At 71.8% G+C, this 26,470-nt stretch carries 22 protein-coding genes; 15 read left to right on the forward strand and 7 right to left on the reverse strand.

All coding sequences use genetic code 11. The features are described 5' to 3' along the window. The first annotated feature begins 150 nt into the window (after window positions 1-150). The 6 genes from ACIBK5_RS01750 to ACIBK5_RS01775 are packed head-to-tail and all read left to right on the forward strand — an operon-like array spanning window position 151 to window position 7,996. A complete protein-coding gene (locus ACIBK5_RS01750; protein WP_399015080.1) occupies window positions 151-1,734 on the forward strand; it encodes an ABC transporter substrate-binding protein in 1,584 nt (527 codons plus the stop codon). Window positions 1,735-1,736: 2 nt separating this feature from the next. Further along, window positions 1,737-2,693 (forward strand): ABC transporter permease, encoded by a 957-nt coding sequence (locus ACIBK5_RS01755; protein ID WP_399015082.1) that lies wholly within the window; start codon window positions 1,737-1,739, stop codon window positions 2,691-2,693. Next, complete coding sequence (locus tag ACIBK5_RS01760; RefSeq protein ID WP_399015083.1) at window positions 2,690-3,577, forward strand: ABC transporter permease; 888 nt, start codon at window positions 2,690-2,692, stop codon at window positions 3,575-3,577. Before ACIBK5_RS01755 ends, ACIBK5_RS01760 begins: the two co-directional genes overlap by 4 nt. Then, the gene (locus ACIBK5_RS01765; protein WP_399015085.1) at window positions 3,577-5,325 is read left to right on the forward strand and encodes a dipeptide ABC transporter ATP-binding protein; all 1,749 of its coding nucleotides are present in this window, start codon (window positions 3,577-3,579) and stop codon (window positions 5,323-5,325) included. Before ACIBK5_RS01760 ends, ACIBK5_RS01765 begins: the two co-directional genes overlap by 1 nt. Next, complete coding sequence (locus tag ACIBK5_RS01770) at window positions 5,322-7,328, forward strand: CocE/NonD family hydrolase (protein WP_399015087.1); 2,007 nt, start codon at window positions 5,322-5,324, stop codon at window positions 7,326-7,328. The genes ACIBK5_RS01765 and ACIBK5_RS01770 overlap by 4 nt, the downstream gene beginning before the upstream one ends. Beyond that, complete coding sequence (locus ACIBK5_RS01775; RefSeq protein ID WP_399015089.1) at window positions 7,295-7,996, forward strand: TetR/AcrR family transcriptional regulator; 702 nt, start codon at window positions 7,295-7,297, stop codon at window positions 7,994-7,996. The genes ACIBK5_RS01770 and ACIBK5_RS01775 overlap by 34 nt, the downstream gene beginning before the upstream one ends. Here the strand turns inward: ACIBK5_RS01775 and ACIBK5_RS01780 are convergent. Beyond that, the gene (locus ACIBK5_RS01780) at window positions 7,959-9,626 is read right to left on the reverse strand and encodes a glycoside hydrolase family 43 protein (RefSeq protein ID WP_399015091.1); all 1,668 of its coding nucleotides are present in this window, start codon (window positions 9,624-9,626) and stop codon (window positions 7,959-7,961) included. The two genes, ACIBK5_RS01775 and ACIBK5_RS01780, sit on opposite strands and share 38 nt — an antisense overlap. Window positions 9,627-9,834: 208 nt before the next feature. Between ACIBK5_RS01780 and ACIBK5_RS01785 the strand changes: the two genes are divergently transcribed. From ACIBK5_RS01785 to hypE, 9 genes are all read left to right on the forward strand, one after another. Continuing rightward, window positions 9,835-13,095: a discoidin domain-containing protein gene (locus ACIBK5_RS01785; RefSeq protein ID WP_399015093.1), complete on the forward strand. Its 3,261-nt coding sequence runs from the start codon at window positions 9,835-9,837 to the stop codon at window positions 13,093-13,095. Continuing rightward, the gene (locus ACIBK5_RS01790) at window positions 13,092-14,582 is read left to right on the forward strand and encodes a family 43 glycosylhydrolase (protein ID WP_399015095.1); all 1,491 of its coding nucleotides are present in this window, start codon (window positions 13,092-13,094) and stop codon (window positions 14,580-14,582) included. Before ACIBK5_RS01785 ends, ACIBK5_RS01790 begins: the two co-directional genes overlap by 4 nt. Window positions 14,583-14,659: 77 nt before the next feature. Next, window positions 14,660-16,402, forward strand: a complete 1,743-nt coding sequence (locus ACIBK5_RS01795) for an enoyl-CoA hydratase-related protein (RefSeq protein ID WP_399015096.1) — start codon at window positions 14,660-14,662, stop codon at window positions 16,400-16,402. Beyond that, a complete protein-coding gene (locus ACIBK5_RS01800) occupies window positions 16,399-16,986 on the forward strand; it encodes a hydrogenase maturation protease (protein ID WP_399015098.1) in 588 nt (195 codons plus the stop codon). Before ACIBK5_RS01795 ends, ACIBK5_RS01800 begins: the two co-directional genes overlap by 4 nt. A gap of 49 nt (window positions 16,987-17,035) precedes the next feature. Next, on the forward strand, window positions 17,036-17,779 hold the full coding sequence (hypB, locus tag ACIBK5_RS01805) for a hydrogenase nickel incorporation protein HypB (protein WP_399015100.1): 744 nt from the start codon (window positions 17,036-17,038) through the stop codon (window positions 17,777-17,779). Then, window positions 17,776-20,100, forward strand: coding sequence for a carbamoyltransferase HypF (gene hypF, locus ACIBK5_RS01810; protein WP_399015102.1), 2,325 nt, complete (start codon window positions 17,776-17,778; stop codon window positions 20,098-20,100). Before hypB ends, hypF begins: the two co-directional genes overlap by 4 nt. A 3-nt stretch (window positions 20,101-20,103) precedes the next feature. Beyond that, window positions 20,104-20,385, forward strand: coding sequence for a HypC/HybG/HupF family hydrogenase formation chaperone (locus tag ACIBK5_RS01815; RefSeq protein WP_382488250.1), 282 nt, complete (start codon window positions 20,104-20,106; stop codon window positions 20,383-20,385). After that, window positions 20,382-21,524: a hydrogenase formation protein HypD gene (hypD, locus tag ACIBK5_RS01820; protein ID WP_399015104.1), complete on the forward strand. Its 1,143-nt coding sequence runs from the start codon at window positions 20,382-20,384 to the stop codon at window positions 21,522-21,524. The genes ACIBK5_RS01815 and hypD overlap by 4 nt, the downstream gene beginning before the upstream one ends. Then, window positions 21,517-22,587 (forward strand): hydrogenase expression/formation protein HypE, encoded by a 1,071-nt coding sequence (gene hypE, locus ACIBK5_RS01825; protein WP_399015105.1) that lies wholly within the window; start codon window positions 21,517-21,519, stop codon window positions 22,585-22,587. The genes hypD and hypE overlap by 8 nt, the downstream gene beginning before the upstream one ends. Window positions 22,588-22,637: 50 nt before the next feature. On the opposite strand, the gene hypA is transcribed toward hypE, so the two are convergent. Genes hypA through ACIBK5_RS01855 form a run of 6 tightly spaced genes read right to left on the reverse strand, consistent with a single transcriptional unit; the run spans window position 22,638 to window position 26,413 of the window. After that, window positions 22,638-22,994: a hydrogenase maturation nickel metallochaperone HypA gene (gene hypA / locus ACIBK5_RS01830; protein WP_391100310.1), complete on the reverse strand. Its 357-nt coding sequence runs from the start codon at window positions 22,992-22,994 to the stop codon at window positions 22,638-22,640. A 7-nt stretch (window positions 22,995-23,001) separates the two neighbouring features. Next, window positions 23,002-23,199, reverse strand: a complete 198-nt coding sequence (locus tag ACIBK5_RS01835) for a hypothetical protein (protein ID WP_399015108.1) — start codon at window positions 23,197-23,199, stop codon at window positions 23,002-23,004. A 34-nt stretch (window positions 23,200-23,233) separates the two neighbouring features. Next, complete coding sequence (locus ACIBK5_RS01840; protein ID WP_399015110.1) at window positions 23,234-23,440, reverse strand: hypothetical protein; 207 nt, start codon at window positions 23,438-23,440, stop codon at window positions 23,234-23,236. A 42-nt stretch (window positions 23,441-23,482) separates the two neighbouring features. Then, the gene (locus tag ACIBK5_RS01845) at window positions 23,483-24,079 is read right to left on the reverse strand and encodes a DUF5947 family protein (RefSeq protein WP_399015112.1); all 597 of its coding nucleotides are present in this window, start codon (window positions 24,077-24,079) and stop codon (window positions 23,483-23,485) included. Further along, a complete protein-coding gene (locus ACIBK5_RS01850; RefSeq protein WP_399015114.1) occupies window positions 24,076-24,627 on the reverse strand; it encodes a NifU family protein in 552 nt (183 codons plus the stop codon). The genes ACIBK5_RS01845 and ACIBK5_RS01850 overlap by 4 nt, the downstream gene beginning before the upstream one ends. After that, window positions 24,620-26,413: a nickel-dependent hydrogenase large subunit gene (locus tag ACIBK5_RS01855; RefSeq protein ID WP_399015116.1), complete on the reverse strand. Its 1,794-nt coding sequence runs from the start codon at window positions 26,411-26,413 to the stop codon at window positions 24,620-24,622. Before ACIBK5_RS01855 ends, ACIBK5_RS01850 begins: the two co-directional genes overlap by 8 nt. Window positions 26,414-26,470 lie beyond the last annotated feature (57 nt).

The raw sequence follows: 26,470 nt of genomic DNA on the forward strand, positions 1-26,470 counted from the left end.
CCCGACCTCACGGGACGGCCGTTGCGTTTGTGACGACTTCTTCACAGCCCGAAACAGCTCGAAGGGTTGGCTTGAAACCGCCTGCTCGCTATCGTTCACGGACTTCACTCAATCGTTCAGCGTACGAATAGCGACAGGGAAGGTCGGTTCATGTCCGGCACGCACTCCCCAGGACGCCGCTCGGTGCTCGCCGCGGGCACCGCCTGTGCGGCCTCGCTCGGCGCGTCCTGGCTGCTGTCCGGCTGCTCGGGCGCCACCGCCGCACCCGTCCTGCCTGCCGCCGCCCAGCGCGGCGCGCCCGACCGCGGCGGAACCCTGCGGATCGCCCGTCCGCCCGCCTCCGACGCCGAGACCCTCGACCCGGCGAGCTCCCTGTCCGCCTACGAATACCTGGGCGCCCTCTACAACCGGCTGGTCCGCGTCGGCGCGGACGGCAAGCCGGCCCCCGACCTCGCCGAGTCCTGGGAGCCGGACAGCACGGCGCGCACCTGGACCTTCCGGCTGCGCGAGGGCGTCACCTTCCACGACGGCCGCGCCTTCACCTCGGCCGACGCGGCCTACACGCTGCGGCACATCCTGGACAAGGCGACGGCGTCCCCGCAGGCCGGCGTGCTCGCCCCGCTCGTCGACCCCGGGCGGCTGCGCACACCCGACGCGCACACCCTCGTCGTGCCGCTGAAGGCGCCGAACGCGGAGTTCCCGAGCCTGCTCACGCACTACAACTGCTACGTCGTCCCCGAGGGCAGCGGGAAGTCCATCGGACGCACCGGCATCGGCACCGGCCCCTTCAAGCTGGAGTCCTTCGCACCGGCGGGCCCCGGCCGCGTCACCGCGTACCGGGACCACTGGGCGGGCCGCCCGGTGCTCGACGCGATCGCCTTCTACTCGGTCGCGGACATGTCCGCCCGCTCGAACGCCCTGCTCGCCGGGCAGGTCGACCTGCTGTCCCAGACCAATCTGGACTTCGCCACCGCCCGGGTCGTGGCCGCCTCCGACCGCGCCACCATCGCGCGGGTGAAGAACGCCCAGTGGTACGTGCTGCCGATGCTCACCACCGACAAGCCCTTCACCGACGTCCGGGTCCGCCGGGCCATGAAGCTCGCCTACGACCCCGAGCACATCGTGAAGGCCGCGCTGCAGGGCGCGGGCAGGCCCGGCTGGGACAACCCGGTGCCCCCGGACGACCCGGCGCACAGCTCCGCGCACCCCGAGCACGATCCGGACCAGGCGCGGTACCTGCTGAGGAAGGCGGGCCACGAGAACCTGGCCGTCGACCTGTACACCTCCGCGTACGACCCCCTCTTCACGCCCATGGCGCTCGCCTACCAGGAGTCGGCGAAGCGGGCCGGCATCCGGATCCGCGTCAAGACGGCGTCGGCCGACTCGTACTACACGCAGATCTGGATGAAGCAGCCGCTGATGGCCACCTACTGGTACACCGGCCGGCCCGTCGACCAGCTCTTCAACCAGGTCTTCCGCAGCGGCTCCTCGTACAACGAGACCGCCTGGTCCGACAAGGGCTTCGACGCGCTGCTCGACCGGGCGCGTGCCGAGACCGACGACGCGAGGCGCCGTGACCTCTACGGCGAGGCGCAGAGCTGGGTGATCGACAAGGGCGGCGCGATGACCCCGATGTTCGCCGACCGGCTCGTGGGCATCTCGCGCAAGGTGCGCGGCTACGCCGAGCACGGCTTCGAGTTCGACTATCTCGGCATCGGCCTGAAGGGGGCCTGAGCATGCTCTCCTTCGTCGCCCGCCGGATCGCCGCCGCGCTCGGCACACTCCTGCTCTCCTCGCTGCTGGTCTTCCTCGCCGTCCAGGCCCTGCCCGGGGACGTCGCCACCCAGGTGCTCGGCAAGGACGCGACCCCGCAGGCGGTGGCCGAGCTGCGCGGCAGCCTCGGCCTCGACCGGCCCGCCGTCGAACGCTACGGCGACTGGATGTGGGGCGCCCTGCACGGCGACTTCGGCACGTCCCTGGTCTCCACGCAGGCGGTCGGCGGTGAGGTCGCCCAGTACCTGGGCAACTCCGCGCTGATCGCCGGCATCACGATCCTGTTCGCCGTGACCGGCTCGCTGCTGCTCGGCATCGTCGCCGGGCTCTACCGCGACCGCTGGCCCGACCACCTCATCTCGACGGTCGGTCTCGTCGGCATGAGCATCCCCGAGTTCGTCGTGGCCACCGTCCTGGTGCTGTGCTTCTCGGTCGCGCTGCCGTGGTTCCCCGCGGTCGTCCTCTACGGCCCCGAGGCCACGGTCGGCCAGCTGCTGCCCGCCGTCTGGCTGCCGGCCCTCTCCCTCGCCGTGGTGATGGCCGCCTACATCGTCCGTATGGCCCGCACCTCGGTGATCGACGTGATGGCGAGCGAGTACGTCACCACCGCCCGCCTCAAGGGCCTGTCCACCTTGCGGGTCGTCACCCGGCACGCCCTGCCCAGCGCCCTGCTCCCCGTCCTGCACGTGATCGCGCTCAACGTGGCCTGGCTGCTGGGCGGCGTCGCCGTCGTCGAGAACGTCTTCAACTACCCGGGCATCGGCAAGCTGATGCTCTCCTCGGTGCAGAACCGGGACCTGCCCGTCATCCAGGCCATCGCCCTGATCAGCGCCGTCGTCTACGTCGTGTGCAACCTCGCCGCCGACCTCGGCGCGATGGCCCTCAATCCCAGGCTCCGCACCCGAGGGAGGACCCGATGACCACGGTCGACACCGTCCGGGCAGCCGACGCCACGGCCCCGCGCGCCACCCGAGCGTGGCGCACCCTGCGCTCCTCGCGCACGGCCGTCGTGGGGCTCGCGATCGTCGCCCTCCACATCGTGATCGCGCTGCTGGCGCCCCTGCTGACCTCCTACGACCCGATCGCGGGCAACGCCTCGCAGGCCCTGCTCGGTCCGGGCGCGGACCACTGGGCGGGCACCGACCAGTACGGCCGCGACGTCCTCGCGCGCGTCCTGTACGGCGGCCGTTACGCGCTCGGGGTGTCCGTCGCCGCCACCGTCGTGAGCGTCGCCCTCGGCACGGTCATCGGCTGCGCGACCGCCCTGCGCGGCGGCTGGTTCGACGACCTGATCGGACGGGTGCTGGACGCCGTACTGGCCGTTCCGGCGGTGCTGGCGCTGCTCGTGGTCGTGACCGCCCTCGGCACCGGACCGGCGGTCATCGTCCTCGCCGTCGCCGTCGTGTTCGTCCCGCAGGTGGTACGGGTGGTGCGCGGGGCCGCCCTGGCGGTGGTGCCCGCCGACTACGTCACCGCCGCCCGGGCCCGCGGGGAGGGCACCTGGTCGATCCTGCGCCGGGAGGTCCTGCCGAACATCGTCGACGTGGTGTGCGTCGAGTTCGCGATGCGTGCCTCCTGGGTCGTGCTGCTGATCTCCTCGCTGTCCTTCCTGGGCTTCGGCGCCGACCCGCCGACTCCCGACTGGGGCCTGATGGTCGCCGAGAACCGCACCGCCATCACCGTCGTGCCGATGGCGAGCGTCGCGCCGATCATCGCCCTGGCCACGCTCGTGATCGGACTCAACCTCGCGGCCGACGGCCTCTCCAAGGCCTGGGGCGTCGACCGGATCAGGGAGGGCCTGTGATGACCCCGCTCGTCTCCGTCGACTCCCTGTCCGTCGCCTACCGCTCCGGGGGCCGTCAGGTACCCGTGGTCCACGAGGTGTCGCTGGAGGCCGCCGCCGGGCGGACGCTCGCGCTGGTCGGCGAGTCCGGCAGCGGCAAGTCGACCCTCGCCGCGGCCCTGCTCGGGCATCTGCGGCACGGCTCCCACGTCACCGGCGGCTCGGTGACGGTGGACGGCCGGGACGTCTTCGCCCTGTCCGCGCCCGAGCTGCGGCGGCTGCGCGGCCGGACGGTCGCCATGGTCGCCCAGAACGCGGGCCAGGCGCTGACCCCCTCCATGCGCGTCGGCCGGCAGATAGCGGAGGCGGGCGGCGACATCCCCGTCACCGACCTGCTCGACCAGGTCCGGCTGCCACGCCCCGCCGAGCTGGCCCGCCGCTATCCGCACGAGCTGTCCGGCGGCCAGCAGCAGCGCGTCGCCCTCGCCATGGCCATCGCCGCCCGCCCCAAGGTGCTGGTCCTCGACGAGCCGACGACCGGCCTGGACGTCGTCACCCAGCGGGGCGTGCTGGACCTGATCGCCGCCCTGCGCGACGAACTGGGCCTGGCGGCCGTGCTGGTGAGTCACGACCTGGGCGTCGTGGCGCACTTGGCGGACGACGTGTGTGTGCTGAAGTCGGGCCGGGTGGTGGAGTCGGCGCCCACCCGGCAGCTGTTCGCGCTGCCCCGGGAGCCGTACACGAAGCGGCTGCTGGCGAGCGTGCCGCGACTGGACGACGCCGGTCTCGCGCTCGTGCGGGAGACCGGCGAGCGCGAGATACGACCCCGGGCCGTGGTGCCCGAGGACGCGCCGGTCGCCGTCTCCGCCCGGGACGTCACCGTCGACTACGGCAGCTCACGTGCGGTGGACGGGGTCTCCTTCGAGGTCCGGCGCGGTGAGGTCCTGGCCTTCGTCGGCGAATCGGGCAGCGGCAAGTCCACGCTGGCCTGGACCCTCGCCGGGCTGCGCACGCCGTCCGGCGGCGCCATGACCCACGAGTCGGGCGATCTGGCCCGGCCCGCGCAGCGGCGGCCGATGTCCCTGCGGCGGCGGGTGCAACTGGTCTTCCAGAACGCGGACACCTCGCTCAACCCCCGGCGCTCGGTCGGCGACGCCATCCGGCGACCGCTGCGGTTCTTCGGCACGGCCGGCGGCCGGGCGGAGTCTGCCGAGCGCGCCCGGCGGCTCATCGCCGACGTACGCCTGGACCCGGCCTTCGCCGACCGGCTGCCCGCCCAGCTCTCCGGCGGCCAGCGGCAGCGCATCGGCATCGCACGTGCGCTGGCGGGCGAGCCGGACGTCCTCATCGCCGACGAGATCACCACCGCGCTGGACGTCTCGGTCCAGGCCGAGGTGCTGCACCTGGTCGACGACCTGCGCCGGGAACGCGAGCTGGCCTGTCTGTTCATCAGCCATGACCTGGCCGTCGTGCGCGGCATCGCGGACCGCGTGGTCGTCCTGCGCGGCGGTGTCGTGGTCGAGGAGGGCCCGACGGAAGCCGTCTTCTCGGATCCCCGGCACCCCTACACGCGCGAGCTGATGGCGGCTGCCCTCGAGCCCGACCCCGACGCCCAGCCGCCGGTAAAGGCGTCCCCCGACTGGACCGACGCCGCCCAGGAGGGCGAGGTGTGGACCGACCACGGCGACGGCCACCGGGCCCGCCGCTGGCGGCCCGTCGGCACCCCCGACGACAACCCGACCGCTCCCGTCGCAGAAGGAGTTTCGTGAAGTACCGCGACCGGTTCGAACGCCAGGTCGTCCGCGAGGACGTGTGGATCCCCACCCGGGACGGCGAAACCCGCCTGCACGCCCGGATCTGGCGCCCGGCCGACGCCGAGTCGGACCCCGTCCCCGCACTGCTCGAGTACCTGCCGTACCGCAAGAGCGACTGGACCGCCCCGCGCGACGCCCAGCGCCACCCCTGGTACGCCGGTCACGGCTACGCCTCCGTCCGGGTCGACGTCCGCGGCCACGGCGACAGCGAGGGCACACCCGGCGACGAGTACGACGCCCAGGAACTCGCGGACGGCGTGGACGTCGTCAACTGGCTCGCCGCACAGCCCTGGTGCACCGGCAGGGTCGGCATGTTCGGCATCTCCTGGGGCGGCTTCAACTCCCTCCAGATCGCCGCCCTCGCCCCCGAGCCGCTCAAGGCGGTCGTGACGGTCTGCTCCACCGACGACCGCTACGACAACGACGTGCACTACACGGGCGGTGCCGTCCTCGGCATCGACATGCTCGCCTGGGCCGGCACCATGCTCGCCTTCGCCGCACGCCCGCCGGACCCCGCGAACGTGGGCGCGGACCGCTGGCTGCCGATGTGGCGCGAGCGGCTCGACGCCCTCGAACCCTTTCTGCACACCTGGCTCGAGCACCAGCAGCGGGACGACTACTGGCGGCACGGCAGCGTCTGCGAGGACTACCCGGCGATCGACGCGGCCGTCCTCGCGGTCGGCGGCTGGAACGACCCGTACCGAGACACCGTGCTGCGGCTCGTGGAGCACCTTCCCGGCGAACGGGTGCGGGGGATCGTCGGCCCCTGGTCGCACCAGTACCCCGACCGCGGACTGCCGCCCGGCCCGGCCATCGGGTTCCTCCAGGAGACGCTGCGCTGGTGGGACCAGCACCTCAAGTGCGTCGACACGGGCGTCATGGCGGAGCCGCTGCTGCGCGCCTGGCTGAACGACCCCGTACCGCCCTCCCCGTCGCACGAGGAGATGCCCGGCCGCTGGGTGAGCGACGCCGAGTGGCCGAGCCCCGACGTCACCTGGGACACCCGTCCGCTCGGCGAGAGCCGCGACCCGGTCCTCGTGCGCTCTCCGCTGCACACCGGCCTGGACGCGGGCCGCTTCTTCCCGTTCGGCAACGCCGCCGACCTGCCGCCCGACCAGCGCGAGGAGGACGGCAGGTCCGTCTGCTTCGACTCCGCGCCCCTGGAACAGCGGGTGGAGATCCTCGGCCGGCCGCGTGTCCGGCTCCGCCTCGACAGCGACGCCCCACGGGCCCATGTCATCGCCCGCGTGTGCGACGTCGCTCCCGACGGCTCGTCCACGCTCGTCACCCGGGGCGTGCTCAACCTGCTCAGCAGGAAGGGCCGCGAACACGCCGTCGAATGGACTCCGGGGACGTACGAGGACGTCGAGTTCGACCTCAACGGCATCGGCTACGCCTTCCCGCCCGGCCACCGCGTCCGGGTCGCCGTCTCCGACGCGTACTGGCCCTGGGTGTGGCCGCACGGCGAACGCGGGGCGCTGCACATCGTCCCGGCCGGCAGCGCGGTCCTGCTGCCCGTGCGCGAGGCCGCCGACGAGGTCACCGTCCGCTTCAAGGAACCGGAGCAGGCGGTACCGATGCCGGTCGCCTACGACACGCCCGCCGACCCCCGCCCCGAGCGGCTGGTCACGCACGACGTCGCCAAGGGCGAGTGGACCCTGGACGTCGACCCCGGCTACGGGGGGTCCCGGACGTACCCGGACGGGCTGCGCTACGAGGAGAGCGCCCGCGAGACATACACCATCCGCACCGACGACCCGCTGTCGGCGCGAGCCGTCTCCGAGTGGCGCATCCGGCTGCGGCGCGGCGACGACTGGGACGCTGAGATCATGGCCCGGACGGAGCTGCGCGCCACGGCCGCGGAGTTCGTCATGGACAGCCGTATCGAGGCACGGGGGAACGGAGAGACAGTGGCCGAGCGCGCATGGCACCGCACCACCCCGAGGACCTCGGGATGACGGCCGCCGAGCAGCCGCGGCAGGGCGGCGGGAAGAGCCCGCGCCGTGCCGTCGCCGCCCGGGACCGGACCCGGCAGCCCACCGAGGTACGGCGGCGCCTCATCGTCGACGCGGCCGTCCCGCTGATCGCCGAGCGCGGCTACAAGTCGGTCGGCGTACGCGACGTGGCGGCCGCGGCCGGGGTGTCCGTCGGCACGGTCACCTACCACTTCGACAGCGTGCAGGAGGTCCTCTCCGAGGCCATGGTGCTGCACATCGAGCAGTACTACGCGGCGCTCAGCGAGGCCGCCGAGCACGCGACCAGCGGGGCCGAGGCGCTCAGGCTGCTCGTCGACGCGCTGTTCACGGAGGACACCGACCGGCACTGGCGGATGTGGTTCGACTTCTGGCACGCGGGCGAGCAGAGCACGGACGAGACCTTCGCCCGGGGGCAGGCCGACCGGTACGCGGCCTGGCACCGGCAGATCCGCGCCCTGGCCGAACGGGGCGTCGCAGACGGCGAGTTCAGCGGTGACGACCTCGACGGCTTCACCGCCCGCTTCGCCGCCCTCGCCGACGGCCTCGCCCTGCAACGCCTGCGCCAGGCACCTCCCCTGACCACACAGGAGGCACGGCACCACCTCAACCGGTTCATCGAACGGGAGCTTGTTCCCCGGCCAGGTACGTGACCTCGTCGAAGTCGGCGGGGTGCCCGCCCCCGGTGAGGTCCCAGGCCCACAGTCCGACGAACGCGCCGGTGAAGCCGAGTGCGCGGATCTGGCCGTCCTCGATCTGCTCGGCGTGCTCGTCGGACAGGACCGTCGCGTCCAGGACGGGGCCGAAGGTCTCCCAGCCCCTGCCGGTGTCGTACCGGAAGCGCAGGTCGGCCCCGTCGAAGTCGAGGCCGAGCCGCAGTCGTGCGATGTCGCCGAGCGGCGCCTCACCCGCTTCGTCGACGCTGAGCACTCCTCGGTCGCTGCTCGCGACGCGCAGGACGGGCCGGCTCGCGTCGTCGACGGTGACGTACAGGTAGTACCAGTTGCGGGTGTTGTAGTACGCGGTGATCCCGGCCAGGTGCTGGAAGGTCCGGGGCCTGTACTCCATCGTCGCCTCGAACGAACAGCGCACCTCGGTCACACGTCGGGCCACCAGGCTGGGTTCGACCAGGCTCTGCGGTGACCGGCCGCCCCGGAGCCGCAGGTGGGACGGGCGTTCGGTGAGCGAGACCCAGTCGGGGGTCGCGGGGCGGCGCAGTGTCGACCACTGGGGGCCCAGGGCCGCGCCGTCGAATCCGTCGGTGTCGTCCTCGTCCGCGCGGTCCCGCCCGAGTTCCGCGTGGTCCCTCCCGAAGTCCGCCTGGTCCCTCCCGGAGGGCGTGCTGCCGACCGGCACCTCCAGGGCCGGCAGGCCGGTCTCGACACGCGGCCAGCCGTCCGCGGTCCAGGTCACGGGCGCCAGTGCCGTCTCGCGGCCCAGGACGCACGGTCCCCGACGCCCCAGGGGCCGGGCCACGAGGTAGGCCAGGTACCAGTCGCCGTCCCCGGTCTCCACCAGGCTGCCGTGCCCGGCCTTCTGCAGGGGCAGGTCGGGGTGGTCGCGGGCGGTGAGCAGCGGGCCGTCGGGGTCGCGTGCGTAGGGGCCCGTCAGGGTGCGCGAGCGGGAGACGGTGACCTGGTGGTCGTAGCCCGTGCCGCCGTCCGCGGTGAGCAGGTAGTACCAGTCGCCCCGGCGGTAGAGGTTCGGGCCTTCGATCCAACCGGCCTGCGGCGGCAGCTCGATCCGCTCGGGGTCACCGACGAGGCGGCGTTCGGCACGGTCGTAGCGCCGGGCCTCCAGGCCCGCCGAACCGCCGTGGCCGGGGCGCCAGTCGTGGACCAGGTTCAGCAGCCGGCTGTCGGGGCCGTCGTGGAAGAGGGAGGCGTCGAAGCCCCGGGCGTGCAGCGGTACCGGATCCGACCAGGGGCCCTCGATGGCAGGGGCGGTGATCAGGTAGTTGGGGCAGTCGGTGAAGCCGCCTACGTAGGTGGAGACGTTGCTGTGGACGAGGTGGAACAGGCCGTCGGCGTGCGTGAGGCTGGGCGCCCACACACCGCCCGAGTCCGGGCACCCGGTCAGGTCGAGCAGGCGGGTGCCGTCGAGGGCGCCGCCGAGGGGTCGCCAGTGCACGAGGTCCGTGGAGTGGTGCAGGCGTACGCCCGGATACCACTCGAACGTCGACGTCGCCAGGTAGTAGTCCGGCCCCACCCGCAGGATCGACGGGTCCGGGTGGGACCCGGGCAGCACCGGGTTGCGGATGACGCCGGCCGGCCGGTTTCGCATGCGATGTCCCCTCGTGACGCCGCTCCGGCGTGCGCCGGGTGATCACCGCAGGACCGTAATGTCGAATACGTTCGCGAGCAACGTCCGCCTGAAAGGTTTTCCAACTGGAGTCGCTCGCAACACTATTGACACTTCATCAGCTCGCTCCTACGTTGCGAAAACCTTTTAGGTCGTTTCCGTGCTCTGCAGGTCCGGACAGGGAGCTCCGATGAGAAGACCGCAGATCCTCCTGGCCGCACTGGTACTCGCCGTCTGTTGTGTCGTCCCCGCCACCCCGGCCGCGGCGGCGCAGACCATAGGTTTCCCCAGTTTCAGCGGCCCCGCGATCCCCGCCCCGCCCGTCGCCCACACCTCGGGCGACATGATGCGGGCGATCTACGACGCGGAGAGTTCGGGGACCGACTTCTGGATGGACCGTCTGCTCGCCCGCTCGGGCAACGACCCGGCCGGACCCTGGCTGATGAGCCGGGGGCGCGCGCTGTTCATGAAGGAGCACGACCCGGCCCGGTTCGGCTTCGGCGGCAAGGTCGCCTACTGGGAGAACATCAACGGCAACAACGCCTTCACCGTCGCCGTGACCCCGGGGACCTTCACGGAACAGGTCGGACAGCGCCGGCAGACGCCCAGCCACTGGAAGAGCGTGCACACCAGCGGCTCGGTCACGGTCGACCAGACGAAGTTCATCACGGACAACAACGTGGCCGTGACCAACCTGTCGATCAAGAACAACGGCTCGTCCTCCACCACGCTCCAGGTGCGGGCGACGTCGCCCTACGCCACTTCGGGCAGCGGCAGCGAACTGACCGGGCAGGTGAACGCCTACAACAACCTGACGACCCTCCGCCCCCGGCTGACCGGTGACGGGTTCGCCGTGTCCAGCGGCGGACTCAACCGGTCCGTGACGGTCGCGGCCGGTGCCACGGTGACGGCGAAGGTCGTGATGGGTTTCGTCACCGACGAGATCCCCGAGTCGCGGAGCGAGTACGACGCCTACGCGGGCTACTCCCCCGCGACCGCGTTCGCCACCCACGTCAGGGCCTACAACCGGTGGTGGGCGCAGAACGTGCCGTACATCGACGTGCCCGAGCCCGCGATCAAGAAGAACATCTACTACCGCTGGTGGCTGATGCGCTTCAACCACCTCGACGCCGACATCCCCGGGCAGACCTTCCAGTTCCCGACCTCGACCGAGGGCGTCCTCGGCTACAACAACGCCATCGCGCTCACCCAGCCGATGCACATCGACGACCTGAAGTACCTGCGCGACCCGTCCTACGCCTACGGCGACTGGCTGAGCGTCGGCCAGACCTCCAAGGGCGGCCGCTTCCTGGACAACCCGGGGGACCCGGAGAACTGGTCCAACAGCTACACCCAGTACATCGCCGAGGCGGCGTGGAAGAGCTACCAGATCCACGGCGGCCAGCCGGGCATCGCCGCGAGCCTCGCCCGCTATGCGGAGGGCGACGTCAAGGGCCAGCTCGCGCACTACGACCGCGACAACAACAAGCTCATCGAGTACGACTGGGGCGCCCTGACCGGCAACGACGCCGACGCCGTCTCCTTCCACTGGAAGCCCGGGAACATGGACCGCGCCGAGTCCGCCTACCAGTACAGCGGCGCTCTCGCCGCAGCTCAGGCCTACGAGGCGACCGGCAACACGGCCAAGGCGACCGAGATGCGCACCCTCGCCAACCAGATCAAGGACGCCATCGTCAACGTCCTGTGGAACCCCAACCGGCAGTTGTTCGAGCACCGGCTGAAGTCGACCAACGAGTGGGTGCCCTGGAAGGAGATCAACAACTACTACCCGTTCTCGGTCGGCGCCGTGCCCGACACGGCCACGTACAAGCAGGCCCTGCGGCTGTTCGACGACCCGGCGCAGTATCCGGTCTTCCCCTTCTACACGGCCAACCAGGTCGACAAGAAGGCGGCGGCCGAGGCCGGGGAGCCGGGCTCCAACAACTTCTCCACCATCAACTCCACCGTCCAGTTCCGGCTGTACTCCTCGGTGCTGCGCAACTACTCCAACTCCTGGATGAACGCCACCGACTACAAAAAGCTCCTGTACTGGAACACCTGGGCGCAGTACGTCGGCGGCAACACCCAGTGGCCGGACGCGAACGAGTTCTGGGCCGACTGGAACGGCAGCTCCGTCAGCTACCGCTCCTGGATCCACCACAACATCCTGGGCAGCAGCAACTGGACCGTGATCGAGGACGTGGCGGGGCTGCGGCCGCGCGGCGACGCCAAGGTGGAGCTCTCCCCCATCGACATCGGTTGGTCCCACTTCACGGTCAACAACCTGCGCTACCGGGGCGCCGACCTGTCCGTCGTCTGGGACGACCCGGCCGACGGCGTGGTGCGCTACCCCGGCATCCCGGAGGGCTACTCGATCTACGTCAACGGCACCCGGGCCGCCACCGTGAGTTCCCTGGTGCCCTTCACCTGGGACCCGGCCACCGGCGAGGTCAACACGAAGGGCACGGTCACCCACCGCACGGCGGTTTCCGGGCTGAAGTCCCCCAACCAGGTCGTGCAGGACAGTCCCCGCATGGTCGACATGCTCGCCAAGGCCGGTGTCGATCTGACCGGCGACCCGGCCGACCTCGCCTCCGGGGCGACCGCGTCCGCCTCCCACACCGGGTCGGGCAGCGCCGTCTCGGGCGCGGTCGACGGGCTCCCCACCAACGAGCCGTTCTGGGGCGCGGGCGGCTCCTCGAACAGCCAGGACTGGTACGAGCTGAACTTCGGTACCGCCCGGACGCTCAACGAGGTGCGCCTGTACTTCAAGGACAGCCGCCCCGCCAGTACCACCTACCGGGCGCCGTCCTCGTACTCGATCCAGTACCACAACGGCACCTCCTGGGTGAACGCCGAGGGCCAGACCAAGAGCCCGGCCGCGCCCCGTGCCAACTACAACCTGGTGCGGTTCCCGGCGATCAGCGCCCAGCGCATCCGGGTCCTGGCGACCAACGCCTCCGGGGCGAAGACGGGCCTCACCGAGATCAAGGTCCACAACCGGGGCGGCCCCCAGCCACCCGCCAACCTGGCGACGTCGGCCACCGCGTCCGCCTCGTACACGTCCTCCTGGGAGAGCGTCACCGCGATCAACGACGGGGTCGACCCGCCCTCGTCCAACGACACCGTCAACACCCGCTGGGGCACCTGGCCGGAGAGCGGGCAGCAGTGGGCCGAGCTGACCTGGCCGTCGGCGAAGACGCTGAACAAGGCCGAGGTGTACTTCTTTGACGACGACCAGGGCATCGACATGCCCGCCTCGTGGAAGCTCCAGTACTGGAACGGCGGCGCCTACGTCGACGTGCCCGGCGCGAGCGGCTACCCGGTGGCGAAGAACCAGTACAACGCGGTCACGTTCACCGCGACGGACACCACGCGGCTGCGTGTGCAGCTCACCGGCAACGGCACCAACTCCGTCGGCCTCCTCGAAGCGAAGGTGTACGGCCCGTGACTCGTCTCAGATGTCTGTCCGCGCTCCTCGGCGTCCTCACCATGGTGTTCGCCTTCCTGACCGCGCCGCAGCCCGCTGCCGCAGCCGTCGCGTTCACGTCGACGGGGGTGAACCAGAACGGTGGCAACTGCCTGGATCTGCCCGACGGTTCGTCGACGAACGGGACGCAGTTGCGTGCCTTCTCCTGCGGTTCCGGGGCGAACCAGAACTTCCGCTTCGCGCCGGTCTCCGGTTCGGATGACACGTACACGATCACCACCCAGTCCGGCCAGTGCGTCGACGTCTCCGGCGCGTCCACCGCGGACAACGCCACGGTCATCCAGTGGCCCTGCCACGGCGGCACCAACCAGCAGTGGCGGCTGGTGCCGGTGAGCGGCGCCGACAAGGCCTTCAACCTGGTCTCCACGGCCTCGGGCAAGTGCGTGGCGCCGAGCGGAGGTTCGCCGGCGTCGAACACCGGCCTGGTGCAGCTGCCGTGCTCCGCCGCGAACGGCAGGGTGTGGCGGCTGTCGGGCTTCACCGGCGGCGGCACGAGCCCGAACACCTTCACCAACCCGATCGCCCAGCGCGGCCCCGACCCCTGGCTGACCTACCACGACGGCTACTACTACCTGGCCACGACGACCTGGAACTCGACGGTCACCATGCGCAGGTCCCGCACGCTGGGAGGCCTCGCCACGGCCGCCGAACAGGTGATCTTCAATCTGACCAGGCCCAACGGGGCGGGCACGATGTGGGCCCCGGAGTTCCATCTGCTCGACGGCCCGAACGGCAAGCGGTGGTACTTCTACTACACCGCGGGGCGGGAGCCGTTCGACCTGGGCACCCAGCGGATCCATGTCCTGGAGAGCGCCGGGCAGGACCCGATGGGCCCCTACACCTTCAAGGCGGACCTGCTCGACCCGTCCCAGGACAACACCTGGGAGCTGGACCCGGGCATTCTCCAGCTGAACGGCAAGCTGTATCTGCTCGGCACCTTCTACAACGGCTCGCAGCCGATGTTCATCCGGCCGCTGTCCAACCCGTGGACCGCGAGCGGCACGCGCCGGATCCTCTCCACCCCCACGTACGGCTGGGAGACGGTGGGCGGCGCGGTCAACGAGGGCGCCGAGGTCCTCCAGCGCAACGGGAAGACCTTCATCGTCTACTCCGCGAGCCACTGCTCCACGCCCGACTACAAGCTGGGCATGCTCACGTACAACGGCGGCGACCCGCTCAGCTCCTCCTCCTGGGTCAAGTCACCGAACCCGGTCTTCCAGCGGTCCAACGCCAACGGGGTGTACGGCCCCGGCCACAACGGCTTCTTCAAGTCCCCGGACGGCACGGAGGACTGGATGGTGTACCACGCCAACAGTTCCGCGGGCGGCGGCTGCGACATGAACCGCTCCACGAGGGCGCAGAAATTCACCTGGAACGCCGACGGCACGCCGAACTTCGGCACCCCGGTCGGCCTGGGGGTTCCGCTGACCGCTCCGTCGGGAGAGTAGCCCGGAAGCGGGCGAGGGGCGCGAAACGCCGCAATGGTACTTCTCGGCCCTCGTCCGACCGGCGAGCATCCCATGCTATGGACATCTTGCTCGTCGTCAGCGCGTTCAACAGCCTGTCCCAGCGTGTGTACGCGGAACTGTCGGATGAGGGGCACCGGGTCGACGTCGTCCTCGCCTCGCACGGCGCCGACGCGGTCCGGGCCGCCGTACAGGAGGTGCGCCCGGACCTGGTCGTCGCCCCGATGCTGAAGTCGGCCCTGCCGGAGGATGTGTGGCAGGAGCACACCTGCCTGATCGTGCACCCGGGGCCGCCGGGCGACCGGGGCCCGTCGTCGCTGGACTGGGCGATCGCCGAGGGGGCGTCCGAGTGGGGCGTGACGGTGCTTCAGGCCGAGGCGGCGATGGACGCGGGCGATGTGTGGGCGGACGGGTCCTTCCCCGTGCCGCCGGCGGGCAAGAGCAACGTGTACCGCAACGAGGTCGCGGACGCGGCGACAGCCGCGGTCCTCCAGGCCGTGCGGCGATACGCCGACGGCTCGTACAAACCGCGCCCGCAGAGCGAGCCCGGGATCCACGTGGTGTGGCGGGACTTCTTCCGCCAGGAGCGGCGTCGGATCGACTGGGAGCGGGACAGCACGGAGACGGTGCTGCGCAAGCTCCGCGCGGCGGACTCGCAGCCCGGCGTCCGGGACGAGATCTGCGGCCGGGAGGTGTTCCTGCACGGGGGGCACCCCGAGGACCGGCTGCGGGGGGAGCCCGGGGAACTGCTCGCGACCCGGTCCGGCGCGGTCTGCCGGGCCACCCGGGACGGCGCGGTGTGGATCCCGGAGCTGCGCCCCCGCAAGAGCTCCGGCGATCCGGCGCCGTTCCGCCGGCCGGCGGCCTCCGTCCTCGCCACGTTCCCGGCCCCGCCCGGATCCCACGGCCTGCCGACCTCGAGCGACCGCCCGCACTGGCTGCCCGAGATCGCCGCCCCGCTCGAACTGCCCCGGGACCGCACCACCTGGACGGACATCCGCTACCGGCAGCACGGTGCGGTCGGCTTCCTGGCCTTCTCGTTCCCCGGCGGGGCGATGAGCACGACCCACTGCCGCAGGCTGCTCGCCGCCTACCGGTACGCGCTCAGCCGCCCGACGTCGGTGCTGGTGCTCGGCGGCGCCCGTGACTTCTTCTCCAACGGCATCCATCTCAACGTCATCGAGGCGTCGAGCGACCCGGCGGGCGAGTCCTGGTCCAACCTCAACGCCATGAACGACGTGGTCGAGGCCGTGCTGCGCACCACCGACCGGCTGGTGGTGGCGGCGCTCGGCGGCAACGCGGCGGCCGGCGGTGTCATGCTCGCCCTGGCCGCGGACGAGGTCTGGTGCCGCAGGGGCGGCGTCCTCAACCCGCACTACCGCAACATGGGCCTGTACGGCTCGGAGTACTGGACGTACTCGCTGCCGCGCCGCGTGGGAGCCGAGACCGCCGAGCGGCTGACGGCCGAGGCGCTGCCGGTGAGCGCCGCGACGGCTGAGCGGATCGGGCTGGTGGACCGTCTGGTGCCCACCCGGGCAGAGGAGTTCACGGCCGAGGTCGAGCGGCTGGCCGCCGCGGTCGCCGAGGACCCGGACCTGGCAGCCCGGATCACCGCCAAGACCACGGCACGTCACGCGGACGAGCTCCAGCGCCCCCTCGCCGAATACCGGCGGACCGAACTCGCCCGTATGCGCACGATCTTCTTCGACCGTCAGGCCCCGTACCACGCGCTGCGGTCCGCCTTCGTCCGCAAGCTCCCGACCGGCTCCCCCAGGCCGCTGCTCACCGGGGACGCTCGATGAGCGCGCGGCTGCTCGTGGCGGGCGTCGGCAACATCTTCCTCGCGGACGACGCCTTCGGCCCCGAGGTGATCCGGGCCCTGGAGCGGAAGCCGCTGCCGCCCGAGGTGCGGGTGCGGGACTTCGGCATCCGCGGGATGGACCTGGCGTACGAGCTGCTCGACGGCTACGACACGGCCGTCCTGGTCGACGCGGCGGTACGGGGGCACGAGCCGGGCACCCTGTCGCTGGTCGAGCCGGACCTGCCGGACGGCGGCACGGCGGGCGCCCCGCCCGAGGCGCACGGCATGGACCCGGCGAAGGTCCTCGCCCTGGCCGCCCACCTGGGCGACGAGCCGCTGCCGCGTGTCCTCGTCCTCGCCTGCGAGCCAGAGCTGCGGGCACCCGCCGACGAGGACATCGCGCCGGGCGTCAGCATGACGGTGCGCGAGGCGGTCGGGCGGGCCGTGACGGCGCTGCACACCATGGTTCCGGTGCTGCTCGCCGACCCGGCGGCCACACCCCCGTTGAGCCGCCCGGACGAATCCGCCGCCCTGTCGTCGGCCGGGCTGCCGGGCACGGTGAGCGGCGGCGCGGAGGATCGGTAGCGGACTGATTTCCCTACCGATGTCCTTACCTACCGCGAGGAGCGGCCCCATGTGCGATTCCGTGGACGAGGTCACCCAGGCCGTCCTGGCGAAGAACGACTCCCTGGCCGCGGGGCTGCGCGAGGAGCTGGCCCGGCGGGGTGTGAGCGTGGTCAACCTGCTGTCCAGCCCGGGCAGCGGCAAGACGGAGCTGCTCGGGCGGGTGCTGGCCAGGGCGGTGGAGCGGGGCCTTCCGGTGGCCGCGCTCACCGCCGACCTGGCCACCGAGAACGACGCCGACCGGCTCGCCCGTTCGGGCGCCCCGGTGAAGCAGCTGCTGACGGACGGGTTGTGCCATCTGGAGGCGCGGCAGCTGCGCGGCCATGTGGAGAGCTGGCTGCCCGGGGACACCTCGCTGCTGTTCGTGGAGAACGTCGGCAACCTCGTCTGCCCGGCCTCCTACGACCTCGGCGAGAGCCTGCGGATCGTGCTGATGGCGGTGACGGAGGGCGAGGACAAGCCGCTGAAGTACCCCACGGCCTTCGGGTCCGCCCATCTGGTGGTGCTCACCAAGATCGATCTGGCCGGGCCGGCCGGGTTCGACCAGGCCGCCTTCGCCGCCAATGTCCAGCGCGTCAACCCCGGGGTGGAGCTGCTGTTCTCCTGCGCCCGGACCGACGACGGTGTCGACACCGTCCTGGAGCGGGTGCTCGCCGTGCGGGACGGGGCCCCCGTGCACCGGCCTCCCTTGGCACCCCGGCCGCACTCCCATTCTCACTCCCACGAGGGCACCGAAGCCGGCCTCGTCTCGTGACGGCGCCCGCCGCTCAGGCGGTGCGCCGCCGCGTCACCGTGCGCGGCACGGTGCAGGGCGTGGGGTTCCGCCCCTTCGTGCACCGCCTGGCCACCGATCTCGCGCTCGCGGGGTTCGTGAGCAACACGGCGAGCGGTGTCCTCATCGAGGTGGAGGGACCGCCGCAGGGCATCGCCGACTTCTGCGACCGGCTGGCCCAGGAGCCGCCGCCGTTGGCCACGGTCACCGGCGTCGGGTTCGAGGACCTGCCGGTCAGCGGCGCCGACATCACCTTCAGCATCCTTTCCACCGACCGTTCCCCCGGTCGCACCCTGCTCCCGCCCGACACGGCGACCTGCCCCGACTGTCTGCGGGAAGTGGCCGATCCGGCCGACCGCCGTCACCGGCACCCGTTCGTCACGTGCACCCACTGCGGGCCCCGCTTCACCATCGCCACGGGCATGCCGTACGACCGGGCGGTCACGACCATGGCCGGTTTCCCGATGTGCGCCGACTGCGCCCGGGAGTACGGCGATCCCGGCGACCGGCGCTTCCACGCCCAGCCCGTGGCCTGCCCCGCGTGCGGCCCCCGGCTGCGTCTGGTGCCCGCAGCGGGGAGCGATGTGCGCCCGGCGCGGGACGCCGACGCCCTGGCCGGGGCGCGGGCGCTGCTTGCCGCCGGGGGAATCGTCGCCGTGAAGGGCCTCGGCGGCTACCACCTGGCGTGTGACGCCGGCGACGCGCGGGCCGTAGAGACGCTGCGCACCCGCAAGGCGCGCGGAGGCAAGCCGTTCGCGGTGATGTGCGCGGACCTCGACGCGGTACGCAGGATCGCCACCCCCTCCACGGCTGAGGTGGCCGCCCTCACCAGCGCGCGGCGCCCCATCGTGCTGCTGCGGCGGCGAGCGGAGCCGGCGGGCCTCGCACCCGGCGTCTGTCCCGGCAGCCCGCATCTCGGCGTCATGCTGCCCTACACGCCCGTGCACACCCTGCTGTTCGGCCTGCCCGACGATCCGCCGGGCCCGCGCGTGCTGGTCATGACGAGCGGCAACCGTTCCGGCGAGCCGATCGTCACGGACGACGACGAGGCGCTGACCCGGCTGGCCGGTCTGGCCGACGCCTGGCTCACCCACGACCGGCCCATCTCCTCGCCCTGCGACGACTCGCTGCTGCGGGTGCGCGCCGACGGAACCGAGCAGGTGCTGCGCCGGTCCCGGGGGTACGTGCCCCGTCCGCTGCGGCTGCCCGTCGCGGTGCGCCCGACGCTCGCCGTCGGCGGGGATCTGAAGAACGCCCTGTGTCTCGGCGAGGGCGACCACGCCTGGTTCGGCCCGCACATCGGCGACATGGGCGATCTGGCCACCCTGGAGGCGGCCCGGCGGGCCGAGGCGCACATGCGGTCGCTGACCGGCGTCACCCCCGAGCTCGTCGCCGCCGACCGGCACCCGGGGTACCACTCCGCGCGGTGGGCCCGTCGGCGGGCCCACCGGGTCGCGCCCGTCTTCGTCCAGCACCACCACGCGCACATCGCCTCGGCGATGGCCCAGCACGGCCTCGACGGCACCGCGCCCGTGATCGGCGTCGCCTTCGACGGCACCGGCTACGGCGACGACGGCACCGTCTGGGGCGGTGAGATCCTGCTCGCCGACTACTCCGGCTACCGGCGCTTCGCCCGTCTGGCCCCCGCCCCACTGCCCGGCGGGGACGCGGGCGTGGCCAACCCGTGCCGGCTGGCCCTGGCCCGGCTGTGGGCGGCGGGCCTGGCGTGGGACGCGGATCTGCCCAGTGTGACCGCCTGCGCGGCCGACGAACTGGCCGTTCTACGGAGGCAGTTGACGCGCGGGGTGGCCTGCGTGGCGACCTCCAGCATGGGCCGGCTCTTCGACGCCGTGTCGTCCCTGGTGGGCGTGTGCCATCGCGCGGGGTACGAGGCGCAGGCCGCCCTGGAGCTGGAGGCCGCCGCCGCTTCGGCCTGGGGCGAGGGCACCTCGGCCTATGACTTCGGCTTCACCGCCGGTACGTACGACCCGGCGCCCGTGCTGCACGCACTTGTCGCCGATCTGCGGCGCGGCACTCCGGCCCCCGTGCTCGCCGCCCGCTTCCACCGTGCGGTGGCGGGGGCCGTCGCGGAGATCTGCCGGCGTGCGCGTCAGGACACCGGCCTGGCCACCGTCGCCCTCAGCGGCGGGGTCTTCGCCAACGCGCTGCTGGAGGAGGAGTGCGCGCGGCGGCTGTCCGAAGACGGCTTCGCGGTGCTCCGCCACGGCGAAGTCCCGCCGAACGACGGCGGGCTGGCCCTCGGCCAGCTGGTGGTCGCGGCGCACCTACGACAGGAGGAGTGACCCATGTGTTTGGCAGTGCCCGGCAAGGTCGTGGCCATCGACGACGGCGCGGAACCGCTCACCGGGCTGATCGATTTCGGCGGCGTGCAGAAGAAGGCGTGCCTGGAGTACGTGTCCGATGTGCGGGTCGGTGAGTACGTCATCGTGCACGTCGGCTTCGCACTCCAGCGCCTGGACGAGGAGTCGGCCCTGGCCTCGCTGAAGCTGTTCGAGGAACTGGGGCTGCTGGAGGAGGAGTTCGGGGACGCCTGGGAGCAGGCGGCGAAGGAGGCGGGAACAGCGTGAAGTACATCGACGAGTTCAACGACCCCGAGCTGGCCCGGCGGCTGCTGGACGAGATCCGCGCCACCGCCACCCGGCCGTGGGCCCTGATGGAGGTGTGCGGCGGTCAGACCCACTCGATCATCCGGCACGGCATCGACCAGTTGCTGCCCGAGCAGGTGGAACTGATCCACGGGCCCGGCTGCCCCGTCTGTGTCACGCCGCTGGAGGTCATCGACAAGGCGCTGGAGATCGCCTCGCGGCCCGGCGTGATCTTCTGCTCCTTCGGTGACATGCTCCGGGTGCCGGGCACCGGCCGCGACCTGTTCCGGGTCAAGGGCGAGGGCGGCGACGTACGCGTGGTCTACTCGCCGCTCGACGCCCTGGAACTGGCCCGCCGCCACCCGGACCGGGAGGTGGTGTTCTTCGCGATCGGCTTCGAGACCACGGCCCCGGCCAACGCGATGGCCGTCCACCAGGCGAGGCACCTCGGCCTGACCAACTTCAGCCTGCTGGTGTCCCATGTGCGGGTTCCCCCGGCCGTCGAGGCGATCATGACGGCGCCCGCCTGCCGGGTGCAGGGCTTTCTGGCCGCGGGGCATGTGTGCAGCGTGATGGGCATGGCGGAGTACCCGGAGCTGGCCGAGCGGTTCCGGGTGCCGATGGTGGTGACCGGCTTCGAGCCGCTGGACATCCTGGAGGGGATCCGCCTGGCGGTCCGGCAGCTGGAGCGCGGTGAGCACCGGGTGGAGAACGCCTATCCGCGTGCGGTGCGCGAGGAGGGCAATCCGGCCGCGGTACGCATGATCGAGGAGGTCTTCGAGGTCACCGACCGGAACTGGCGCGGCATCGGGCCGATCCCGCTGAGCGGCTGGCGGCTGACCGACGCCTTCCGCTCGTACGACGCCGAGCACCGCTTCGACGTCAGCGGGATCCGTACCGAGGAGCCCGCCGAGTGCCGCAGCGGCGAGGTGCTCCAGGGGCTGATCAAGCCGACCGAGTGCGAGGCGTTCGGCACCACCTGCACCCCGCGCAATCCGCTCGGCGCCACCATGGTGTCCAGCGAGGGCGCCTGCGCGGCCTACTACCTGTACCGCCGGATGAACGCCGCGACACCGCAGGCCGAGCGGGCCGCGCGGGAGGAGATGAACCCCGTTGCCTGAACAACTCGCGGACACCGTCGACCCGGCGAACTGGACCTGCCCCGCTCCCCTGCGCGACCAGCCGGTCGTGGTGATGGGGCACGGCGGCGGAGGCGCGCTGTCGGCGGAGCTGATGGAGCAGGTCTTCGTCCCCGCCTACGGCAACGCCACCCTGGCCGGTCTGGCCGACTCCGCGGTCCTGGAACTGGGTGGCGCGCGGCTGGCGTTCTCGACCGACTCGTACGTGGTCAGGCCGCTGTTCTTCCCCGGCGGCAGCCTGGGCGACCTCGCGGTCAACGGCACCGTCAACGATCTCGCGATGAGCGGTGCCCGGCCGGCCTACCTCTCCGCCGCCTTCGTACTGGAGGAGGGCGTGGAGCTGACCGTCGTCGGGCGGATCGCGCGCGCCATGGGGACTGCGGCGAAGGCCGCCGGGGTCACGATCGCCACCGGTGACACCAAGGTCGTCGATGCCGGGCACGGCGACGGGGTGTATGTCACCACCGCCGGGGTGGGGCTCGTGCCCGACGGCGTGGACATCCGGCCGCAGCGCGCGCGGCCCGGTGACGCCGTGATCGTCAGCGGGCCGATCGGGCTGCACGGGGTGGCGGTCATGAGTGTGCGGGAGGGGCTGGAGTTCGGGGTCGAGGTCGCCAGCGACACCGCACCGCTGGCGGATCTGGTGGCGGCGATGCTGGCCGTCACGCCGGACATCCATGTGCTGCGCGACCCCACCCGGGGCGGCCTGGCGGCGTCACTCAACGAGATCGCCCGCGCCTCCGGGACCGGGGTGCGGCTCCAGGAGCGGGTGATTCCGGTGCCGGACGCCGTGGCGAACGCCTGCGGCTTCCTCGGTCTCGATCCCCTGTACGTCGCCAACGAGGGCCGGCTGGTCGCCTTCGTGCCCCCGTCGGCGGCGGACGAGGTGCTCACGGCGATGCGCGCCCATCCGCAGGGCACCGGAGCCACGCTGATCGGCGAGTGCGTCGCCGAGCACCCCGGGATGGTGGTGGTCGCCACCGGTCTCGGCGGGACACGGGTGGTGGATCTGCCACTGGGTGAGCAGTTGCCGCGCATCTGCTGACCGGGCGTGCGAGTGGGCCCCGCCGGACGTACCGGCGGGGCCCACTCGCGCTATGCGGGGGCCGGTGACGGCTCGATGCCCGTGATCTCCAGCTCCCGTCCGCTGCGCAGATCGCTGGAGGGCTGATCGCAGCGCGGGCACCAGAAGAACGGGGGCATGCCCACCGGGAACTCCTCGGCGCACGGGCCGCACCAGGCCTGCCCGGGGACCTGCTCGACCACGAGCCTGGCCCCGGCGAGGGCGGTGCCGTCGCGGGCGACCTCGAAGGCGAACCCGAGGGCGTCGGGGACGACGCCCGCCAGTTCGCCGACCCGGACGGTCACGGTCGAGACGGCATCCGTCCCGTCCGCCCGGGCCAGCTCGTCGGCCCGCTCGATGATCGCGGTCGCGATCGACAGTTCGTGCACGGCCGGATCACGGATACCGGTTGCCCGCGCGGAACCCGCCGGACATCCGCCAGATCCGTGCCTCGCGCCTCAGGCTGGGCCATTCCCAGCACACCAGTGCCAGGGCCAGACCGCCCACCAGGACGGCTTCTGCCTTCAGCACCCGCTGTCCGCTCATGCCGCCTCGCCTGCGCGCGACGGGTCTGCGTGCTCTCTTGACCTTCATTGCGGCGACTCCCTGCTCCGTCCGAGAACGGCTCTCATCCCGGCGAGATGTTCGGCATGCCCTCCACGAGGGCGTCATGCCGCTTCCAGTGGATCCCCGTGGAGCGGCGCGCGTCGGCGGTGCCGTCCTCGTGGTGCCCCTTCTGGTCCTCGTACCGTCCCCTGTTGCCCTGGTGCATGCCGGTGACGTGCCCGGGGGTGTCGGGCTTCGCCTGGGGCCGGCCCACTCTGATGCTGCCCATGGGGTGTGCTCCTTCCTCGCCTCCGACCTGCGGAGTGCGTGCTCATGGCCGCTCGGTGAGGTCCTCGAAGAACCGTTCGACGACCGGCCAGACCCGGCCTCCGCCGGACAGGCCGCGCCACTCCCGGCGTACGACGGCGACCATCCGGTAGCAGTCGTCGACCGGCACGATCCAGTGGTGGTCGAGACCGTGGACCGTGTTGACCAGCAGGGCCTCCACCTCGGGTTCCACGGTGGCGAGCTGTGGAACCGTCCCGGCCAGTTCCCGCCAGGCCGCCGCGTCCACCTCCCACCGCATGGCCCCCGCCGGGCTCGGGCCCTGCGCGGTGACGGTGCCGTCCGCCCGGGGCACGAAGAAGACCAGACCGACCGGTACGCCCAGCACCGCCGTGTCGACGTGCGGCAGCCGGACCCGGCGCCGGGGCACCAGCCGGGACTGGCCGCCACCCGCCCCGGACTCGGCGAACAGCACCGAGCAGGGGCGGCAGACACAGCGCACCTCGTCCTGCCCGGCGTCGTGGAGATGGGCGTGCTCGTCGGCGAGGGGCGCGGCGCACAGGTCGCACACCTCCTCCGCGGCCGCCGCCGTACGGTCGGCCGAGGAGCGGATGAGGCGGGCCAGTGCCCCGTCGGTGGTCACCGAGCGTCCCGGGTCGTCAGGGTGGTGAGCGGTACGAACGCGGGGGCCGGCGTGCTCGGCAGCGGCTCCACCGCCGTCAGCTCGGGAGCCACGGCGAGGACCGCAGCGCGGACCGCGTCGGTGACCTCGGAGCCTCCGCCGCCGCAGCCGGAGCCGCACCCGCCGCCCGAGGTCAGGCGCACCCGGGCGACCTGCCCCTCCACCCCGGCCCACTCCACGTCGCCGCCGCGCTCCTGCACGGCGGGCCGCAGCCGTTCGACGGCTCGGGCCGCCCGGCGCTCGGCGGGCTCGGGGTGGATGTCGTGCAGGACCAGCAGGTGGCCCAGCAGCTCGTCGCCCACCAGGTTCTCGGTCAGCTGCCCGTCCACGTGGTCCATGACGCGGGCCAGAGCCTCGCCGTAGACCTCGGTCAGGAGCGCGACCGCCTCGGTGGCGGAGCGGGTGGTGGGGCCGGGCGCGGACTCCAGGCCTTCCAGCAGGTCGTCGAGCCGGGCGAGCCGGGCCTCGACGTCCGGGTCGGCCAGCCGCGCTCCGGCGGCCTCAGCCATGGTTCGCCCCGTACGTCGGCGAGTGCAGCGTGGTCAGCGTCTTGCCCTTGCCGACGTACATGTGCACACCGCAGGGCAGACAGGGGTCGAAGCTGCGGACCGTGCGCATGATGTCGACGCCCTTGAACTCGTCCGGCCCGTTCTCCTCGAAGATGGGCTGGCCCTGGACGGCGTCCTCGTACGGACCTGGGGTGCCGTAGATGTCGCGGGGGCTGGCGTTCCACGGCGTGGGCGGGTACGGGTGGTAGTTGGCGATCTTCTTGTCCTTGATCACCAGGTGGTGGGAGAGGACGCCGCGCACCGCCTCGTGGAAGCCGCAGCCGATCGCCTCGTCGGGCACCTCGTAGTTCTCGAACACCTTGGTCTCGCCCGCGCGCACCATCCCCATGGCCTCTTCCAGGAACTGGAGGGCCATGGCGGCCGCGTACGCGACGAAGTACGGCCGGGCGCGGTCGCGTTCGATGGTGTTGCTCCACTTGGGGATGCGCCACTCCAGGGTGGTCTCCGGCAGCGACTCGCCCTTGGGCAGCGAGATGCGCACGCTGTGGCCGGTGGACTTGACGTACGGGGTGTCGACGATGCCGCTCAGCGCGGTCGACCACAGGCGGGCGAGCGGGCCGCCGCCGGTGTCGAGGGCGAGGTGGTCGTCGGTCCGCTTGTCGTACCAGCGCGGGCTCATCACCCAGCTGTACTTGTCGTCGAAGTCGCGCTTCTGCGGCACCGGGACGGTGGTCTGGTTCCACGGGTGGCGCATGTCGACGGGGTTGCCGAGCGGGTCGTGCGTGACGAAGGGCGATTCGTTCACCCAGTCCTCGTAGTACGAGCTGCCCAGCATGATGCGCAGGCCGAGGTTGATGTCGACGAGGTTGTTGGTGACCAGCTCGCCGTCGACGATGATGCCGGGGGTGACGTACATGTCCTTGCCCCAGGAGTTCATCGTCTCGTAGCGGTAGTCGACGGTCTTGGGGTTCTGGAAGGCGCCCCAGCAGCCCAGCAGGGTGCGGCGGCGGCCGACCTCCTCGTAGCCGGGCATCGCCTCGTAGAAGAAGTCGAAGACGTCGTCGTTCATGGCGACGGACTTCTTCACGAAGTCGATGACCCGCATGAGCCGGCTGAGGTAGTCGGTGAAGGCGGTCGGCTGCGGCATCGTGCCGACACCGCCCGGGTACAGCGTGGACGGGTGGACGTGCCGCCCCTCCATGAGGCAGAACATCTCGCGGGTGATCCGGCTGACCTTCAGGGCCTCCTTGTAGACCTCGCCCTCGAAGGGGTTGAAGGCGCGCATGATGTCGGCGATCGTGCGGTAGCCGTGGGTCTCGCCCCGGGGCGCCTCGGTGCGTTCGGCGCGGGCCAGCACACTGGGGGTGGTGGCCTTGACCATCGCCTCGCAGAAGTCCACGAAGACCAGGTTGTCCTGGAAGATCGTGTGGTCGAAGATGTACTCCGCCGCCTCACCGAGGTTGACGATGTGCTCGGCGAGCGGGGGCGGCTTGACGCCATAGGCCATCTGCTGGGCGTAGTCGGAGCACGTGGTGTGGTTGTCGCCGCAGATGCCGCAGATCCGGGACGTGATGAAGCCCGCGTCGCGCGGGTCCTTGCCCTTCATGAACACCGAGTAGCCGCGGAAGAGCGACGAGGTGCTGTGGCATTCGACGACTTCCCGGTTGGCGAAGTCGATCTTCGTGTAGATGCCCAGGTTGCCGATGATCCGGGTGATCGGATCCCAGGACATGTCCACGAGTTGTGGCGGCTTGCGCTCCGTGGGCCGGGCCTCGGTGGTGGTCATCTGTGGTACTGCCCCTCGCTGTCGGTGTTCCGGTGAGTGGTGGGGTGCGCGCCCGTG

It is taken from the genome of Streptomyces sp. NPDC050546, from assembly GCF_044457425.1.
Lineage (GTDB): Bacteria > Actinomycetota > Actinomycetes > Streptomycetales > Streptomycetaceae > Streptomyces.